The sequence below is a fragment of the Caballeronia sp. BCC1704 genome, assembly GCF_902833455.1.
GTDB lineage: Bacteria > Pseudomonadota > Gammaproteobacteria > Burkholderiales > Burkholderiaceae > Caballeronia.
In genome coordinates this window covers 1,300,171-1,315,748 of the sequence record NZ_CADFFT010000001.1, presented here as the reverse complement: position 1 = coordinate 1,315,748, position 15,578 = coordinate 1,300,171, and the positions used below count along the sequence as shown (strand labels likewise).

General features: G+C 66.6%; 10 protein-coding genes. 5 read left to right on the top strand and 5 right to left on the bottom strand.

Annotation, left to right across the window (positions count from 1 at the left end; all coding sequences use genetic code 11):
• Positions 1–194 precede the first annotated feature (194 nt).
• Complete coding sequence (locus HWX53_RS06130) at positions 195–962, top strand: glycosyltransferase family 2 protein (protein ID WP_175939903.1); 768 nt, start codon at positions 195–197, stop codon at positions 960–962.
• Here HWX53_RS06130 and dnaE read toward each other — a convergent pair.
• Positions 956–4,471 (bottom strand): DNA polymerase III subunit alpha, encoded by a 3,516-nt coding sequence (gene dnaE / locus HWX53_RS06125; protein ID WP_244140007.1) that lies wholly within the window; start codon positions 4,469–4,471, stop codon positions 956–958. The two genes, HWX53_RS06130 and dnaE, sit on opposite strands and share 7 nt — an antisense overlap.
• A 225-nt stretch (positions 4,472–4,696) precedes the next feature.
• Between dnaE and HWX53_RS06120 the strand changes: the two genes are divergently transcribed.
• Complete coding sequence (locus tag HWX53_RS06120; protein WP_175939901.1) at positions 4,697–5,560, top strand: sulfurtransferase; 864 nt, start codon at positions 4,697–4,699, stop codon at positions 5,558–5,560.
• Positions 5,561–5,570: 10 nt separating this feature from the next.
• Entirely contained in the window at positions 5,571–6,443 is an 873-nt protein-coding gene (gene gluQRS / locus HWX53_RS06115; RefSeq protein ID WP_175939900.1) for a tRNA glutamyl-Q(34) synthetase GluQRS, read from the top strand.
• 52 nt (positions 6,444–6,495) lie between these two features.
• On the opposite strand, the gene HWX53_RS06110 is transcribed toward gluQRS, so the two are convergent.
• The 4 genes from HWX53_RS06110 to purT form a co-directional block, all read right to left on the bottom strand.
• Entirely contained in the window at positions 6,496–7,977 is a 1,482-nt protein-coding gene (locus tag HWX53_RS06110; RefSeq protein WP_175939899.1) for a DEAD/DEAH box helicase, read from the bottom strand.
• Between the two features lie 433 nt (positions 7,978–8,410).
• Complete coding sequence (locus HWX53_RS06105) at positions 8,411–8,776, bottom strand: MliC family protein (protein ID WP_175939898.1); 366 nt, start codon at positions 8,774–8,776, stop codon at positions 8,411–8,413.
• Between the two features lie 38 nt (positions 8,777–8,814).
• Entirely contained in the window at positions 8,815–8,985 is a 171-nt protein-coding gene (locus tag HWX53_RS06100) for a DUF6726 family protein (RefSeq protein WP_175939897.1), read from the bottom strand.
• A gap of 31 nt (positions 8,986–9,016) precedes the next feature.
• Entirely contained in the window at positions 9,017–10,264 is a 1,248-nt protein-coding gene (gene purT, locus HWX53_RS06095; protein WP_175939896.1) for a formate-dependent phosphoribosylglycinamide formyltransferase, read from the bottom strand.
• Positions 10,265–10,584: 320 nt separating this feature from the next.
• Between purT and HWX53_RS06090 the strand changes: the two genes are divergently transcribed.
• A complete protein-coding gene (locus tag HWX53_RS06090; protein WP_244140049.1) occupies positions 10,585–11,106 on the top strand; it encodes an META domain-containing protein in 522 nt (173 codons plus the stop codon).
• A gap of 217 nt (positions 11,107–11,323) precedes the next feature.
• A complete protein-coding gene (locus HWX53_RS06085; RefSeq protein ID WP_175939894.1) occupies positions 11,324–15,574 on the top strand; it encodes a DNA translocase FtsK in 4,251 nt (1,416 codons plus the stop codon).
• Positions 15,575–15,578: the final 4 nt, after the last annotated feature.

Here is a 15,578-nt window from a genome sequence, read left to right as displayed (position 1 = left end):
TCAAATCGTCCTCTGCGTTGCGATGCCCCGGCCGCCGCACCCGCCAGCCAGGAAGAAGGCCGCGCCCACGGGTAACGCCGGACGCCACAACAATCCGACATTGTAAACCGCCGGGCGTCCCGGACTCAGGAAGGCACGCGCCTGGCCGGTCGATGGTTCTACAATACGCGCCACGAACAGCACGGCCCGACGACATGACGCACGAAAGCCTCGGCATCGCCATCATCACGCACAATGCAGCGGCGCGGCTCGCGCAATGCCTCGAATCTGTATCCTTCGCCGACGATATCGTCGTGATCGACGGCGGAAGTATCGACGCGACCGCCGACATCGCGCGAAAACATGGTGCACGCGTGATGAGCGCGCCCGACTGGCCGGGCTTCGGGCCACAGAAGAATCGCGCGCTCGACGCGCTCTCGACCGACTGGGTGCTGTCCATCGACGCCGACGAAGTTGTGACGCCCGAGCTTGCCGCCGCCATCCGGCGCGCCATCGCGAAGCCGGACGCGGACGTCTACGCGATAGATCGGCTCTCCAGCTTTTGCGGCGACTGGATCCGGCACAGCGGCTGGTACCCCGACTGGATTCCCCGGCTTTTCAGGCGCGGCACGGCGCGCTTCTCCGACGATCTCGTGCATGAACGGCTCGTCGTGGCGCCGGGCACGGCGGTGGCGCGGCTCGAAGGCAAGCTGCTGCACTACTCCTACGAAGACTTCGAAACGGTCCTGCGCAAGCTCGACGCTTATTCGACGGCCGGCGCACGACAACGCCATGCAGCCGGCAAGCGCGCCAGTCTCGGCATGGCCGTGACGCGCGGCCTATGGGCCTTCGTAAGAACCTACGTGCTCCGGCGCGGTTTTCTCGACGGGCGCTCGGGTTTCATGATCGCTGTCTTCAACGCCCAGACGGTGTACTACCGATTCGTGAAGCTGGCCTATCTGAGCCGGCGCACGCATCAATAAACAATCTCGATTTCACTCCCCGCGAACTCCCCGCGCAGCGCGCTGATGAGATCGTCGGTCGGCTTGACGCGCCACGCGTCGCCTAAACGCACTTCGCCTTCCGCGTGCTCGCTGCGATAAACGATGCTCACGTTGAGTCCATTCGGAATCGGCGCAGCGCTCTGACGCTGACGGCCGTTGTCCCTGACGGGTATCGGCGGCGGCGCGGCCTGTTCGCCTGCCGCATGCGCCTCCAGCACGCGACGCAGCCGCAATGCATCCGCATTGCCGTTCATCTCCACCTTCACCGACTGCGCGTAGCGGCTACGCGCGCGCTCCAGATCCATCGCCGTATCGACGGTGAAGCGGATGCCGCCCGTGAACGCGTCGTTGCGCGCCTGCCCCTGCACCACCAGCAGTTCGTCTTCCTTGAAAAGCGCCTTGTTCGCTTCGAACTGCTCGTTGAACACGGTCACCTCGCACTGGCCGGTGCCGTCGTCGAGATTGACGATCAGCATCTTGCCGCGCTGAGTCATCTGCGTGCGCATGGACGAAATCACGCCCGCGATGAGCTTGTCGCGCCCTTCCTTCAGCTCGCCGATCTTCTGGCGCACGAAGCGGCGCACTTCGCCCTTGTAGGCGTCGAAAAGATGCCCCGACAGATAGAAGCCGAGCGCCGTCTTTTCTTCCTGCAGACGCTTCTTGTCCGACCACGCAGGCTCGTCGACGAGTTCGTGCTTCTGCAGCGGCGTGTCGCCCATGTCGAAGAGGCCCGCCTGCATCGCGTTGGCGGCGGCCTGTTCGGCGGCTTCCATCGCGAGCGGCACCGATGCGAGCAGTTGCGCGCGATTGGCGTGCAGCGCGTCGAACGCGCCCGCGCGAATCAGCGCCTCTACCGTGCGCCGGTTCACGACGCGCCGGTCGATGCGCTCACAGAAATCGAACAGGTCGGTGAATGCGCCGTCTTCGCGCGCCCGCAGGATCTCTTCGATCGCGTTCTGGCCGCTGCCCTTCACGGCGCCGAGACCATAGCGGATGGTCCGCGAGCGCTTGCCGTCCGCCTCCGCGACCGGTTCGAAGCGATACGCCGACTGATTGATGTCCGGCGGCAGTACGGTCATGCCGTTGGCGATGCAATCCTCGAAAAGGATCTTCACCTTGTCGGTGTCGTCCATGGCGAGCGACATGTTGGCCGCCATGAATTCCGCCGGATGATGCGCCTTGAGCCACGCCGTGTAGTACGCAAGGAGCGCATACGCCGCCGCGTGCGACTTGTTGAAGCCGTAGCCCGCGAACTTCTCCATCAAGTCGAAGATCTCGTCGGACTTCTCGCGCGTGAGGCCGTTCTTCGCCGCGCCTTCCGCGAAAATCTCGCGGTGCTTCGCCATTTCCTCGGGCTTCTTCTTGCCCATCGCGCGACGCAGCAAGTCCGCGCCGCCGAGCGAGTAGCCGCCGATGATCTGCGCCATCTGCATCACCTGCTCCTGGTAGACCATGATGCCGTAGGTCTCTTTCAGGACAGGCTCGACGCGCGGGTCCGGATACTCGACGATCTCGCGCCCGTGCTTGCGCGCGCAGAAGCTCGGGATCAGGTCCATCGGGCCCGGGCGATACAGCGCCACCAGCGCGATGATGTCCTCGAAGCGGTCCGGCTGCGCGTCCTTCAGCATGCCCTGCATGCCGCGGCTTTCCAGCTGGAACACGGCGACGGTGTTCGCTTTCTTGAGGATGGTGAACGAAGCCGGATCGTCCAGCGGCACCTGGCCGAGACTCCAATTCTCCTTCGACGGATCGAGCCGGCGGATATAGCGTTCGGCCCAGTCGAGAATCGTGAGCGTGGTCAGGCCCAAAAAGTCGAACTTCACGAGGCCGACGGCTTCCACGTCGTCCTTGTCGTACTGGCTGACGACGCCGCCGTCCTCGCCCTGCGTATAGAGCGGGCAGAAATCGGTGAGCTTGCCGGGCGCAATCAGCACGCCGCCCGCGTGCATGCCCACATTTCGCGTCAAGCCCTCGACGCGCTGCGCGAGTTCCAGCAACTGATGCACTTCGTCTTCGGCGTCGAAACGCTCCTGAAGCGCCGGTTCTTCCTTCATCGCGTCCGCGATGGTCACGTGCTTGCCCGGCTTGAACGGAATGAGCTTCGCGATGCCGTCCGTGAACATGTAGCCGAGATCGAGCACGCGGCCGATGTCGCGCACCGCCGCCTTCGCCGCCATCGTGCCGAAGGTCGCGATCTGCGAGACGGCGTCCGCGCCGTACTTGCCCTTCACGTACTGAATGACGCGGTCGCGCCCTTCCTGACAGAAGTCGATGTCGAAGTCAGGCATCGACACGCGTTCCGGATTCAGGAAGCGTTCGAAGAGCAGGTTGTAGCGCAGCGGGTCCAGATCCGTGATGCCGAGCGCATAAGCGACGAGCGAACCCGCACCCGAGCCGCGCCCCGGGCCGACCGGCACGCCATTGTTCTTCGCCCACATGATGAAGTCGGCGACGATCAGGAAGTAGCCCGGAAAGCCCATCTTGATGATGGTCCCGCACTCGAAGTCGAGCCGCTTGTAATACGTGTCGCGCTGCGCGTCGCGCTCGGCCTCGTCCGGGTAGAGCTGCGCGAGCCGCACTTCGAGGCCTTCCTTCGACAACTGCACGAGGTAGTCGTCGAGCGACATGCCGTCGGGCGTCGGGAAAAGCGGCAGCTTCGGCTTGCCGAGTTCGAGCGTGAGATTGCAGCGTTTGGCGATCTCGACGGTATTCGCGAGCGCCGACGGAATGTCCGCGAAAAGCGCGCACATCTCGTCCTGCGTGCGGAAATACTGCTCGGTCGTGAAACGCTTCTGGCGGCGCGGATTGGCGAGAATGTCGCCCTCGGAAATACACACGCGCGCTTCGTGCGCGGTGTAGTCGTCCGGCGTCATGAACTGCAGCGGATGCGTGGCGACGACCGGCAGGCGCAGCTTCGCGGCGAGCGCGACGGCCTCCAGAATGTACGCCTGCTCGCCCGGCTGGCCGGCGCGCTGCAATTCGATATAAAACGCGTTCGGAAAGAGCTTCGCCCAGCGCTCGGCGTGGCGCTCCGCGCTCGCGGTGTTGCCCGCCGCGAATGCCATGCCGATGTCGCCGGTCTGCGCGCCCGACAGCGCCAGCAGCCCCTCAGCGAGCCCTTCTTCGAGCCATTCGACCATCACTTCCGCGCGGCCGCGATACTGGTTCGTGAGCCACGCGCGGCTCAGCAGTTCGCACAGATTCAGATAGCCGGTCTTGTCGCGCACGAGCAGCAACAGGCGCGAAGGCTTGTCGCGGTCGGCGGGATTTGTGATCCAGACGTCGCAGCCCGCAATGGGCTTCACGCCCTTGCCGCGCGCTTCCTTGTAGAAGCGCACGAGGCCGAAAGCATTGGCGAGATCGGTCAGCGCGAGCGCGCCCTGACCGTCTTCGGCGGCCGATTTGACGACGTCGTCCAGCCGCACGATGCCGTCGGCAATCGAGAATTCGGAGTGGACGCGGAGATGAACGAAGCGGGGATCTGACATGCCGATATTGTACATGCGGGCTGTCGCAAAATTGCCCGCGAGGGCCGCGTTGGCCGAACGGATAAGGCGCCCGCCGCTCTCGGAATCGGGCACGCGCAGCGAATCGCCGAGCGGGGCCGCGCGCCGCGCCGGACGCGCTCGCCGTTTGCGGGATAATAGCGGTTTAGCGCGACGCACGCGCGCCGCGCCCGATCCCGTTTCGACTTGTTTCACCCGTATTCGATCATGAGCATACTGAATCTCTCCGCCTACAAATTCGTCACCATCGAGGACGGCGCCGCGTGGCGGCCGCTCGTCACCGAACGCTGCAATGCGCTCGGCCTCAAGGGCACGATCCTGCTTGCGCCGGAGGGCATCAATCTGTTCATCGCGGGGCCGGTTGCGCAAGTGCGCGAGTTCATCGACTACATTCGGACGGACGCCCTCTTCGGCGGCCGTTTCGCCGATCTGCAGTTCAAGGAGAGCTTCTCCGAGACGCAGCCGTTCCGCCGCATGCTGGTCAGGCTCAAGCGCGAAATCATCACGATGAAAAAGCCCGCGATCAAGCCGGAACTCGGCCGCGCGCCGTCCGTCGATGCGCCCACGCTAAAAGCCTGGCTCGACCGCGGTCACGATGACGCCGGCCGCCCCGTCGTGATGCTCGATACGCGCAATGCGTTCGAAGTGGATGTCGGCACGTTCGAGAACGCGCTCGACTATCGCATCACGAAGTTCAGCGAGTTTCCCGAGGTGATCGAGCAGAACCGCGCGGACCTGGAAGGCAAGACCGTGGTGTCGTTCTGCACGGGCGGGATTCGCTGCGAGAAAGCCGCGATTCACATGAAGGAAGTGGGCATCGAGCATGTTTATCAGCTCGAAGGCGGCATTCTGAAATACTTCGAGCAAGTGGGCGGCGCGCATTACACCGGCGACTGCTTCGTGTTCGACTACCGCACCGCGCTCGATCCGAACCTCCAGCCGACGGCAACCGCGCAGTGCTTCGGCTGCCGCGCGGTGGTGAGCGTGGAAGACCAGAAATCGCCGTACTACAAGCCGGGCGAGACGTGCCCCGCGTGCCACCCGGACGCGAAAGTCGGCCAGGCGGCTTAAGCCTCGTTACATGGTCTATCGCGGCCGCTTCGCACCTTCGCCGACAGGCCCGCTGCACGCGGGATCGCTAGTCAGCGCGCTCGCGAGTTTTTTGGATGCCCGCGCGCACGGCGGAACGTGGATCGTGCGCATTGAGGACGTCGATTCGCCGCGCACGGTCCCCGGCGCGGCCGACGACATTCTCGCGACGCTCGCCCGTTTCGGCATGCATTCGGACGAGCCGCCCGTCTGGCAGAGCCGGCGCGACGACGCGTACGCTCGCGCCTTCGGACAGTTGCAAGCCGACGGCCTCGTCTATCCATGCGGCTGCACGCGGCGCGAGATCGCCGATTCCCTCGTGCATGCGCACGCGCGTCACGCGACGCTCGCGTATCCCGGAACCTGCCGCAGCGGGCTGAGCGGCCGCCCGGCGCGCGCGTGGCGGCTGCGCGTGCCGGACGGCGACGCGGCGCGGGTTACATTCGTTGATCGCTGGCAAGGGCCGCAGTCGCAAGATCTCGCCACCGAGGTCGGCGACTTCGCCTTGAAGCGCGCGGACGGCTTGTGGGCGTATCAACTGGCGGTCGTCGTCGATGACGCGGACGCAGGCATCACGCACGTCGTGCGCGGCGCGGATCTGCTCGATTCGACCGCCCGGCAAATCTACCTTCAGCGGTGTCTCGGCGTGCCGACGCCCGCCTATCTGCACATGCCGGTCGTCAACAACGACATCGGCGAGAAACTCAGCAAACAGACCGGCGCGACGCCGCTCGACACCACCGCTCCGCTCGACGCGCTCATACAGGCAGCGCGGCATCTCGGAATCGATGCCGCGACCGCGGGCTCGCTGGATGCGTTCTACGCTCGGGCCATCGCCGACTGGGCGAAGCGATTCGTGCCGTAAAACGAAAAACGGCAGCCGTGAAGGGCTGCCGTTCCGATGGACGCGCGCAGGCTCAGGACGTCTTGCGCGGCATGCCGAGTCCGCCGAGAAGCGCCGCCAGCGGCTGTTTCGAGACGCTCTTGCGCTCGGGCTCGACGGTTTCCTCTTGACGCTTCATCGCCGAGGGCGACGGTTCGTATGGCTTCAGGAAGAACTCGTCCACCGGCTGCTGACGCCCGCGCGGCCGGTCGTATGCGCTCGACGTGCGGCGGCGGGAACCCGACTCCTCCCGCGCGCCATGCCGATGCTCCGAGCGCTCGCCGCGCGCCGGCCGCTCGTCGCGGCGGGATGCATCGCGCCGCATCGGCGTGGCGACTTGCAGCGTCTCAACTTCGAGCGGACGCTTGATCAGCTTTTCGATGTCGGCGAGTTGTTTGCGCTCGTTCGGGCTGCACAGCGACAGCGCGTCGCCCGAAGCGCCCGCGCGCCCCGTCCGGCCGATGCGGTGCACGTAATCTTCCGCGTTGAACGGCAGATCGAAGTTGATGACCGCCGGCAGTTCGGCGATGTCGAGACCGCGCGCCGCGACGTCCGTGGCCACGAGCGCCTCGATCTCGCCGCGCTTGAACGCGTCGAGCGCCTGCATGCGCTCGCTCTGCGAACGGTCGCCGTGAATCGCGGTCGCCACGATGCCGTCGCGCTCCAGCACGCGCGCGAGCCGGCTCGCGCCGATCTTGCTGTTGCAGAACACGATCACCTGCTTCAGTCCGCGCTCGCGAATGATCTGCGCGACGGCGCCCGACTTGTCGCTCTCGTGGACCTCGTAGACGATCTGGCGAACGTTGGTCGCCGTGGAGTTGCTGCGCGCGACTTCGATGGTCTGCGGATTACGCAGATACGTCGCCGCCAGCTTCTTGATTTCCGGCGAAAACGTGGCCGAAAAAAGCAGCGTCTGACGTTCCTTCGGCAGCAGATTCAGGATGCGTTGCAGGTCGGGCAGGAAGCCCATGTCCAGCATGCGATCGGCTTCGTCGAGCACGAGCATCTGCACCTGGCCGAGGTTCAGCGTCTTTTGCTGCACGTGGTCGAGCAGGCGGCCCGGCGTCGCGATGAGAATCTCGACGCCGCGACGCAGCGCCTCGGACTGCGGGTTCATGTCGACGCCGCCGAACACGACCGTGCTGCGCAGCGGCGTGTGCTTCGAATACGTCTGCACGTTCGCGGCGACCTGATCGGCGAGTTCGCGCGTCGGCGTAAGCATGAGCGCGCGCACCGGATGCCGCGCAGGCGATGCGCTGGTGTTGGCGTTGGGCAGCAGGCGCTGGATGATCGGCAGCGAGAAGCTCGCCGTCTTGCCGGTGCCGGTTTGAGCCGCGCCCATCACGTCGCGGCCCGAGAGCACGACGGGAATGGCTTTCGCCTGAATCGGCGTGGGCGTCGTGTAGCCCGACTCGCGCACCGCCTTCAAAATCTCGGGGGACAAGCCGAACTGGTCGAACGTCGGTGCGGCCGTGGCTTCTTCGGTGGACGTGTTCGGGGCGACGGAATCAGACATGGTGACTATGTTGGCTTTCGCTATAAAACCGCTGATGCGGCGCGCGTGAACGATCGTTAAATCCGACTCGGCGTTGCACGCGTGTTTCGGTGGCGCGGAATGACCCGCGACGCATTGTGTTAGGGGTTGCACGCTTCTCGTGCGCATGATGCGTGCCTTGGCGCGCGACTGGACAGGCTGCCGGACATCGGGCATCGGCGGCGCGGCTTGTTTCGCACGCTCCTTCGACGCACACCCGAATGGAACACGGCTTCGATGACGCTTTAGCGACACCGGGCGCTGCGGGCGCGCGCCACCCGCTGCACAGCGGTTGCTCGAGCGCTGCGAAAGTCGCTCGGGAGCGCCGCTCTCTCACTGCGGGAAAGCCGCACATTGTAGCACCGCCTGTCGAAGGCATCGGGCGCTCGTCCCGAGGGCGCGCGCTCGCATCCGGCTACTTGCCGCGCGCCTGACAGTCCGCCAGCAGCGGCGGCGCATCCTTGGCGGCCATCTCGTCGTACAGATTGGCCTGCGGGCCCTTGGTCCACCAGACATATTGTTCGGCGGCGTATTTCGCGCCCGAACCGGCCGTCACGTTCACGAACAGGAGCTTGCGCCCGTCGACGGTCAACGCCGCGAAGCTCTGGCGGTTGCGCGTGGTCGTGTACTGCACGGTGACGCTCTTGCCGTCGCGGCAGTCGTAGCGCGTGGATTGCGTCGATGCCGTCTGGATTTGCGGAACCGTCAGCGGCATGGCCCGCGCCGATTGCACGGCCAGCGCTATCGGCAACGCGATCGAGAGTGCGAGAAGCTTGTTCATCGTCCTGTTTTTCGGTGTTGGATATTGCTGCACGCCGGTCAGGGATCGATCACGTCGGCGCACGCATCGGTGGGCGCGGCCGCGACGTGACCGACGACCGGCACAATCTTCAGGCCTGCGGATGCAATCCGGCACGGAGCGGCGGCAAGGCCGCAGCCCGACAGCCCCACGCATGCCGCGACGAGCGCGGCGAGAACCAAGCGTTTCACTGGAATGCTCCTGTCTGTCGCACGGCGGCCTTCACTTGATGGAAACCGGACGCACCTTCGATGCCGCGAGCTTCGCCCGCTCGCGCGCCTCGTCCGTATCGACGCCCGTCGCCACCGCGACGCCCATGCGCCGCTTCGCGAAGCTCTCCGGCTTGCCGAACAGTCGCACGTCCGCGCCCGGCACGGCGAGCGCCTCGCGCACGCCTTCGAAGGCGATGCCCGCTTCGTCCAGACCGCCGTAAATGACCGCCGACGCGCCCGGCGTGGAGAGCGACGGGTCCACGGGCAATCCGAGAATCGCGCGCGCGTGGAGCTCGAATTCGGAGAAACGCTGCGTCGCGAGCGTGACGAGGCCGGTGTCGTGCGGACGCGGACTCACCTCGGAGAACCACACGTCGTCGCCGCGCACGAACAGCTCCACGCCGAAAAGGCCGCGCCCGCCGAGCGCCGTCGTCACCTTCTCGGCGACCTCGCGCGCTTTTTCCAGCGCCGCCGCGCTCATCGGCTGCGGCTGCCAGGATTCCACATAATCGCCCGCCACCTGAACGTGCCCGATCGGCTCGCAGAAGTAAGTCTGCGTTTCGCCGCTCGCCGGGTCCGCGGCGCGCACGGTGAGTTGCGTGATTTCGTATTCGAAGTCGATGAAGCCTTCCACGATCACGCGGCCGTGATTGACGCGCCCGCCGGCCATCGCGTACTGCCACGCCGGCTCCACGTCCGCCTCGCTGCGCAGCACGGACTGTCCTTTGCCCGACGACGACATGACCGGCTTCACGACGCACGGAAAACCGATCGTCGCGATCGCCGCTTTCATCTCGTCGAGCGATTGCGCGAACGCATAGGGCGAGGTCGGCAAGCCGAGCGTTTCGGCGGCCAGCCGGCGAATGCCTTCGCGATTCATCGTGAGCTGCGTGGCCCGCGCGGTCGGAATGACGGTCGCGCTGCCGGACGCCTCGATGTCGGCGAGCGCGTCGGTGGCGATCGCCTCGATCTCGGGCACGATCAGATGCGGCTTCTCGCGTTCCACGAGCGCGCGCAGCACGGCGGGATCGGTCATGTCGATGACATGCGCGCGGTGGGCGACCTGATGCCCCGGCGCGTTCGCGTAACGATCGACCGCGATGACTTCGACGCCGAGGCGCTGTAGCGCGATGATCACTTCCTTGCCCAGTTCGCCCGCTCCGAGAAGCATGACGCGCGTGGCGCCCGTGGAAAGCGGCGTGCCGATGCGCACGGCGATATCGTGCGGTGCGTTCTTGTCGGCTGAGTCGGTCTGCATGCGTGCTCCAGAAGCGTTTCGGTTGTGCGTCGGCAACGGGTCTCTTCGATAACTCGAACGCCGATTATCACGATTCGGCGGCGATGTTAACACGCAGCGCAGCCGCCGACTGCTATGCCATTCGGCCTATTGACAACGCATATGGACTCGCGTCCGCGCCGCGAATTCCCGCGTGCGTCGATGGTCCGCCGCGCGACAAATCATTTGTTGCATCTTGATGCTAGACAAACGATACGACGCCTGCGGTACCCTTACGGCTTTCGCCAGCTCTGGAATTTTCGATGTCTTCGCATTTTCGCCGCGCTTCATCCTCACGCTCGATGCCGCGTCCGCTGGCCATCCTTGCGCCTTGCGCCGGCGTCGCTGTTTTGATGGCAAGCCTCGTGAGCGGGTGCGCCATGCCGAAGCACTCGGACGCGAGCGCGCCGCCCACCGATCCTTACAACCCGGCCGCGACTCAATTGCTCGACGACACGCGGTGGGAACTGACGAGCTGGACCGAGGCGAATGGCCAGCCGCGCGCCGTGCCGAGTCGCGCCGCGGGCGGTCAGCCGATCACGCTCGATCTCTCCACGGAGAGCGGCCGTCGCCGGGCGAGCGGCTTTTCGGGCTGCAATCGCTACACCGGCCCGTACGTCCTCAAGGACGGCAAGTTGAGCTTCGGCCCGCTCGCCGGCACGCGCATGGCGTGTCCATCGAGCGTCGGCGGCGCTTTGGAGCAACCTTATCTCGACGCGCTCGCTCATGTCGCGAAGAGCGGCGTGCAGATGAATCCGCCGCAATCGCTTCAGTTGACGCTCGACAACGGCGGCGTGCTGACGTTCGCGCAGCGCGCTGAATGATTCGCCGCCGCGCCTCGCTCGCGCGGCGCATGACAGGCTAGGTGTTGCCGACTGTTGCGCGCTTGCGCCATGCGCGTCCGGTTCAGCCCGCAACCGTTAAACTGCTCAGTCGATACGCCCGGCCAGTGCGCGACACACGCACGTTGCCCCCGTTACCGTTACGCGACCGGGCAGCCGTCTCTCACCCGTCTCATCCAACCTTGGTTCGATCCTTAGCATGCACACGGTAGTTCTCGGCTGGTTCGGTGCATCAGTCGTCTGGTTTCTCGCTCTCTTCTGGCGCGTCGTCAAATCGGTGCTTCCGGGCGGCGCGGGGCTGCGCGGTCCCGGCACGATCCGCCTGTGGCTCGGCTTCTTCACCGTCCTGCTGTCGAGCGCGACGCTGGAAGGCGCGCTCGCCGGCGCGCTCGAAGCACAGGAAAATGTCAATCGCGCCGGCCGCGCGCTCGCGGGGGCGCTCGCCGGCCTCGCGCATGCGCCCGGGGCAATCGCCATCGCGGCTGCGGTGCTGGCGATCAGTCTGCCGTGGCTTCTCGAATTCAGCTGGCGTTCGGTGCTCGCCTGGGCCGACGAAGCGTTCGGCTTCGGCCTTCCGCAAAGCTGGTTGACGCCGCGCGAGCCGTCCGAACGCGAGTCGCGCGCTCGCGAGCCCGAGCGTGCGAAGTCGAGGTCGAAGTCGACCTCAAGGCGCAGCGCGCAGGCCAGCGGGAAGCCGACCGGCATGCGTTGGCGCGAGCGCCGAACGCGCGAGACGACTGCGGACGCGCCGTTGCGAGGCATCGGCGGCGAGCGTTTCGATGCCACGGCCTCTCGCGCCTCGCCCGACGAGCCGACGCTCGGTATGCCTACCGGGCAACGCAGCGGACGTTATCAGCGGCCGACGCCGTGGCGTCCGCCAGCGACAGCCGGACGCGTCGCGAAGGGCGCGGAGGCATCGGCGGCGGGCATCGCGGCGACGGCGGAGGCTTATTCGCGCCGCCCCGCGTTCGAGCGCGCCGGCACGCCGGTGTCCACGTTCGTCGAGCCTGTCGCGCCCGACGGATGGCTCAATTCCCTGTCGACGGCAGCGGCGGCGCTCGGCTCGACGGCTTCGCGTGCCAATTTGCCGTCGGGGTCGCCTGGCCGCAGCGAGGCCGGCGCCGCCGGTTCGATGCGTTTCGCAGCCCCCACGGGTTCTGCTTCTTCCGCGTCGGCTGGGGCGCCGCAGCGGCCGACGCCCATGCAAAGCACGCAGACCACGCCAGCACGCGCCGCCATGCCCGGCCGCGGCCCGGCTCCCGCGCCGAGGAACGGCACCCCGGCGCGCAACCTGGTTCCAGCGCCCACCGCGACGCCGACTCAGACATCGCGTGGCCCGATCAGGCGCTCGCTGCCGACTGAGATGACAGGCGATGGACGCTCGTCGGCTTTCGCGCCGCCCGCGTTCTCGCGTCCGCCTTCGCCGCCTGTGCCGCCGCCCGCGCCAGACGCCATTCAGGCGACGCTGCGTTCCATCGAGGAGAAAGCGGCGCTCTGGACGTCGCTGGCAGGGGCGAGTCTCGCGCGCCACCACGAGGCGCAGGCATCGCCGTCGACCGATGCGCCTTCGCTGATTCCGGATCGCGCGGTGGCCGCGAGCGCGTTGGGGGACGGCGTTTCGGGCGATCGTGCGCCGCTCGGGTTGCACGCTTCGCCGGATTCTCAGCGTGACACGCGCGCCACGGCTGCACGGGTCGAAGAAGCGGCTTCGTTGGGCTTGCCTGTTCAGCGCGAAAGAAGCGCCGATGCGCCCATTGCGCCACCGACCGATGCGATGCAATCGACGGTGCCGCGAACGCTGCAAATCGAGTCCGCAGGTACGATCCAAGCGCCCGAGGCAAAGCTAGACGCCGATGCACGCGCCCAGCGCGAAGTGAGCGCAACGACGCCTGCGATGCCCTCGCCGGTCTTAGACGAGCCGTCGAGCGAACCGACCAGCACGGACGAAACGCCGCTGGCAACCTCGGACGCAATCGAGGAGCCGCCCACCATCGGGGGAACGCCCGCGACGTCATCGGCGGGCGCGCCCGCATCCATTCCGCAATCCGCAGTCGTCGACGCGCGCGCCGCTTCTGAGCCAGCCGCGGATAGCCGAGGCGTGACCGACAAAGACAAATCTCGAGTCGACGAGGCCCCGGCCGACGCGCTGGAGCAAGCGACCGCCGCTTCGTCGCTCGCGCAAACGCCGGCATCGCACGAAGCCGTCCACGCGTCTATCAGCGACGTCGCCGCGACCAAGAGGCTCGGCGAGCGACGACCGTCGAGCGAGCCTGCGGCTGCGCCGACGCCCGCCACAGCGGAGTCGACAGCGACCGCGCCCGGGCATGGCGCAGAACCGCTCTCCCCTGCCGACCCGCCAATGATGGAACCGGCGGCAACATCGCCGGGGCACATCATCCCTGACGCGCTCCTCGAGCTCGAAGCACACCGCGATGCCGAACGTGAGCCTCACGCGCCGTCATGGTTGATGCGCGAACCGCTGGCTGGCGAGCCCGCGCTTCGGGGCATGGACGCGATAGCCACCGCCCCCGCCTCGCCGAACGGCGGGCCGCAGACCGTCGCGCCACACGCAAGCGCGCAGGACTTCGCGCCCTCTTCCAGCGTTGACGTCTCGCGAGATGCCCGGCCGATGCCTGCGAGCCCGCCACCGCTAGAAAAGCGCAAAGAACCGCCCTTCGAACCCGCTACAGTGCCGGACCGACCGGACTACCCGTTCAATTCGGCGCCCATCCTGCCGCCGCCGCTGCCCCGCGCGCTGTCCGAGCCTGGCGAGCCGCAGCCGTCGTTCGACGAAGCACCGCCCTGGCTCGATCACGAGCCGCAGACGCCGCCCGCGCCCCCCGCATTCAACGCGCCATCCACGCGCGCAACCATCGCGGAAACGCGCCCCGCCGCCGCTCCCGAGCCGCGTCAGCCGCTGCGCGGCTTCACGCCGACCGAGTTCGAATTCCACGCGCCGCAAGCGTCGGCCGTCGAGTTGCCGACGCTCGATCTCCTCGAACCCGCGTCCGACGAAGTCGAGCCCGTGTCCGAGGAACGCCTCGCCGATACCGGCCAACTCATCGAACAGCGCCTGCAGGAGTTCAAGGTGCCGGTGACGGTGGTCGGTGCGTCGGCGGGGCCGGTCATCACGCGCTTCGAAGTGGAACCGGCGCTCGGCGTGCGCGGCAGCCAGATCGTCGGGCTGATGAAGGACCTGTCGCGCGGGCTCGGGCTCACGTCGATCCGCGTCGTCGAAACCATTCCCGGCAAGACCTGCATGGGCCTCGAGTTGCCGAACGCCCGGCGGCAGATGATCCGCCTGTCGGAGATTCTCGAAGACGACGTGTATCGCGCGTCGAAGTCGAATTTGACGATCGCGATGGGCAAGGACATCGTCGGCAATCCGGTCGTGACCGATCTCGCGAAGGCGCCGCACATGCTCGTCGCGGGCACGACCGGCTCGGGCAAGTCCGTCGCCATCAACGCAATGATCCTTTCGCTGCTCTTCAAGGCGAAGCCCGAGGACGTGCGCCTCATCATGATCGACCCGAAGATGCTCGAACTGTCCGTCTACGAGGGCATTCCGCATCTGCTCGCGCCGGTCGTCACCGACATGAAGCTGGCCTCCAACGCGCTCAACTGGTGCGTCGGCGAAATGGAGAAGCGCTATCGGCTGATGTCGGCCGTCGGCGTGCGCAACCTGCAAGGCTTCAACCAGAAGGTGCGCAATACCGAAGCCGCGGGCAAGAAGCTCACGAACCCGTTCTCGTTGACGCCCGACGCGCCGGAGCCGCTCTCGACGCTGCCGCTGATCGTCGTCGTGATCGACGAGCTCGCGGATCTGATGATGGTTGCCGGCAAGCAGATCGAACAGTTGATCGCCCGCCTCGCGCAGAAGGCGCGCGCCGCCGGCATCCACCTGATTCTCGCCACGCAGCGGCCGTCGGTGGACGTCATCACCGGGCTCATCAAGGCGAACATTCCGACGCGCGTGGCGTTTCAGGTGTCCTCGAAGATCGATTCGCGCACGATTCTCGACCAGATGGGCGCCGAATCGCTGCTCGGCGCAGGCGACATGCTGTTCCTGCCGCCCGGCACCGGCTATCCGCAGCGCGTGCACGGGGCGTTCGTCGCGGACGACGAAGTGCATCGCGTGGTCGAATATCTGAAGCAGTTCGGCGAGCCGGAATACGAAGAAGGCATTCTGTCTGGGCCGACGCCCGAGGGCGGCTCGCAGGATCTCTTCGGCGAAACGCCCGATGCGGAAGCCGATCCGCTCTACGACGAAGCCGTCGCGTTCGTCGTGCGCACGCGGCGCGCGTCGATTTCGTCGGTGCAACGGCAGTTGCGCATCGGCTATAACCGCGCCGCGCGTCTCGTCGAGCAGATGGAATCTGCCGGGCTCGTCTCGCCGATGGGCAGCAATGGCAATCGCGAAGTGCTCGCGCCGCCCGGCCCGGCCGACTAAGCCT

Coding starts and splice junctions, on each gene's coding strand:
- HWX53_RS06130 (WP_175939903.1), top strand. CDS start 195: ATGACGCACGAAAGCCTCGGCATCGCCATCATCACGCACAATGCAGCG.
- dnaE (WP_244140007.1), bottom strand. CDS start 4,471: ATGTCAGATCCCCGCTTCGTTCATCTCCGCGTCCACTCCGAATTCTCG.
- HWX53_RS06120 (WP_175939901.1), top strand. CDS start 4,697: ATGAGCATACTGAATCTCTCCGCCTACAAATTCGTCACCATCGAGGAC.
- gluQRS (WP_175939900.1), top strand. CDS start 5,571: ATGGTCTATCGCGGCCGCTTCGCACCTTCGCCGACAGGCCCGCTGCAC.
- HWX53_RS06110 (WP_175939899.1), bottom strand. CDS start 7,977: ATGTCTGATTCCGTCGCCCCGAACACGTCCACCGAAGAAGCCACGGCC.
- HWX53_RS06105 (WP_175939898.1), bottom strand. CDS start 8,776: ATGAACAAGCTTCTCGCACTCTCGATCGCGTTGCCGATAGCGCTGGCC.
- purT (WP_175939896.1), bottom strand. CDS start 10,264: ATGCAGACCGACTCAGCCGACAAGAACGCACCGCACGATATCGCCGTG.
- HWX53_RS06090 (WP_244140049.1), top strand. CDS start 10,585: ATGCCGCGTCCGCTGGCCATCCTTGCGCCTTGCGCCGGCGTCGCTGTT.
- HWX53_RS06085 (WP_175939894.1), top strand. CDS start 11,324: ATGCACACGGTAGTTCTCGGCTGGTTCGGTGCATCAGTCGTCTGGTTT.